The sequence below is a fragment of the Bartonella sp. AA126HLJHH genome (assembly GCF_042197425.1).
Classification (GTDB): domain Bacteria; phylum Pseudomonadota; class Alphaproteobacteria; order Rhizobiales; family Rhizobiaceae; genus Bartonella.
On sequence record NZ_JBHIRU010000059.1, the window covers coordinates 1 to 2,829 of the forward strand.

Annotated in this window: 1 protein-coding gene; it reads left to right on the top strand. The window is 39.4% G+C overall.

Annotated features, from left to right (window positions below; translation table 11 throughout):
* Positions 1 to 245: 245 nt before the first annotated feature.
* On the top strand, positions 246 to 2,829 hold a 2,584-nt coding region (locus tag ACFIQC_RS09475), incomplete at its 3' end, for an autotransporter outer membrane beta-barrel domain-containing protein (protein ID WP_375707106.1).

Sequence of the window (2,829 nt, forward strand, 5' to 3'; positions counted from 1 at the left end):
TGTCACTTATCAGCATAGATTTAAGAAAATTGGTTTTTCTGGAACGAGTTTCTCTGCTGGATTGCGCCACCTTTTTTAGCGATACATAAACTATATAGTAACTTATATATAAGTATATAGTATTGTATTAAGTATTAAATTAAATATTTCATTTTATATTTATTGTATTTTGAGAAATTTATTAGCTTAATATAGATATTATTCTTCAATGAATAGAAGTAGGGGAATAGGAGGCGGCAAGAGTTATGATTTATGTATTTCATAAATATGTATTTTTATGCAACGTTACAACAGCTATTCTTTATTTTTTGCAGGTTACGTATGTTAATGCTGCAGGATCTTCAAGTGATGCAGGAGGGGCATTTTATAAATGCGATGATAGAAAAACACACTTTCTCGCAGATAAAATCTATTACTTAAAAAGTTCTCAAGAGACGTCTGCTCATATTGCACCTATTGCAGCTATATATGTAGAAAAAGCAGGCACTATTGTTAATGCCTCTCAGATAACAGTTTTTGGCGATGATCCAGATAAAATATCTGCGTATGGGGCGTATGTAAGAAATGGTGGAAAAATTAATTTAATAGCTTCAGATTTTAAGAATATACCTGCTCTTCGTGCTCAAAATGCCGTTATTAGCATGACAGTAGGGGAAATTAAGGGGACTTCACATGCTATTTATGCATGGGGGAGAGGAACGGATATTGCTTTAGTGAGTGTGAATATCAATATTGAGCCAGATAATTTGAATGTAAAAGGGATCGGTATTATGAGTGGTTTTGATGCAATGGTTAAAATGACAGACGGTACCGTTAATTTTAACCAGATTGGCTCATTTTCAACTCGATTTGGGGGGCATTATATTCTTGATACTATGGGGATTACGGGGCAAGGAAGGAGGGAGGAAACTTTAACAGATGGTGATGGAGCTATGGGGGTATTGCCAGAAGCTTTTGAGGTTTTTCAAGGTGGTGACGTTCATTTGAAAAACAATTTTATTCAGCTGAATCATATGCATGCATTCTTGATGAAAAACTTTTCAGGTTATGTAAATGATAATGGTAAGTTAATTCAAAAATATATTTCACCAGATGGCTTTAAGAATACAAATATTAAGATAGAAAAAAACAATATTTCTGTTCAGGGTGAGGGAGTATATGGACTGTGCTTTAATGTTTTAGCTCCAGAAGAACTTGCTAAAATGTTGAGGCAACGAGATGATGAAAAAATTTTAGAAACCAAAAAAGTTATCACGGGGAGGGCATTTGTTTATTTATCAGAGACAAATATGACAGTTCCAGACGGGATTGCGATTTATGCGAAGGGGAATAAAGACTATGAAGTAAAAGGCACTCTTGAATTATCGGATGAAACAAAAATCTCTGGTGATTTGTTGCTAAAAGCTAAAAATAATGCTTCTCTATTGGTGAAAGCAAACGCTTCCTCTCTTATAGGAGGTACGCGTGTTGAGGGTAGATCGGTTATTGATTTAGAGTTAATTCGTTATTCAAAATGGTATCTTACTAAAAGTAAATACAACGGTTTACAGGAATCTGTTTCATCGCTTTCTTCTCTAAGTCTTTCCAATAGCACATTGATCTTTGATGAAGACAGTGGTTATCAAACGCTACGCATTGGAAAAAAAGCAGATATAGGTGCAGGAGATAAAATTCTCGCATCAAAAGATAAAAAAGTCTACAGTGCCGAGGGAAACGCTCAGATTAGGTTGAATGCATTTTTGAATGATGAGGGTTTGTTTAATCCCCAAAAGACGGATCGCATATTGATCTATGGGGATGTTTCTGGAACGACATTCGTTCATGTGCAAAATTTTCCAAAATATGCAAGTAAAGAAGTCTATGAGGGAAAAGATCAAAGCATTTCACTCATTCAAGTTGCTGGAACAGCGCAGGCAGGTTCTTTTCGACTCGCCAATGGTTATGATGATTATACTACGGTGAAAGGTTTTCCTTATCAATATCGTATTCGTGGTTATGGTCCAGGTTCGCCCTTTGGAGAAGCAGATGCTACGCAAAGATTAGTGGAAGGTGAGGGGGAATTTTGGGATTTCCGACTCGAAGGGGTTTATATTTCTTCTAGAATAGGTTCTTATAATGGTCCATTTGGTAAACCTTCTTCATTATCTCATCCTGTTAATCCTCCATCTTCTCCCCCCAATTCACTTTCTACGTCGTTGATATCTGACTCTCCTTCTTCTACGTCCTCTGCTCCTGTCGATCCTCCCCCTCCCGATCCACTTTCTACTTCGTTTGTGTCTGACCCTCCTTCTTTTACGTCCTCTGCTCCTGTCGATCCTCCCCCTCCCGATCCACTTTCTACTTCGTTTGTGTCTGACCCTCCTTCTTCTACGTCCTCTGCTCCTGTCGATCCTCTCCCTCCCGATCCATTTTCTACGTCGTTTATGTCTGACGCTCCTTCTTCTACATCCTCTGATCCTGTTGATCCTCCATCTTCTCCTCCCGATCCACTTTCTACGTCGTTGACATCTGACTCTCCTTCTTCTACGTTCTCTGCTCTTGTTGATCCTCCACCTTCTCCCCCCGATCCACTTTCTACGTCGTTGACATCTGACTCTCCTTCTTCTACGTCCTCTGATCCTGTTGATCCTCCCCCTCCCAATCCACTTTCTACGTCGTTTGTGTCTGACCCTCCTTCTTCTACGTCCTCTGATCCTGTCGATTCTCCACGCCCTGATCCACTTTCTATGTCGTTGCCATCTGAGCCCTCTGCTCCGGAGGACACTTCATCTCTGGATACTGTTTCTCCTCCTTCTGTCCCTGTTGAACCAAAGCCTTCTCAGTCCTCTG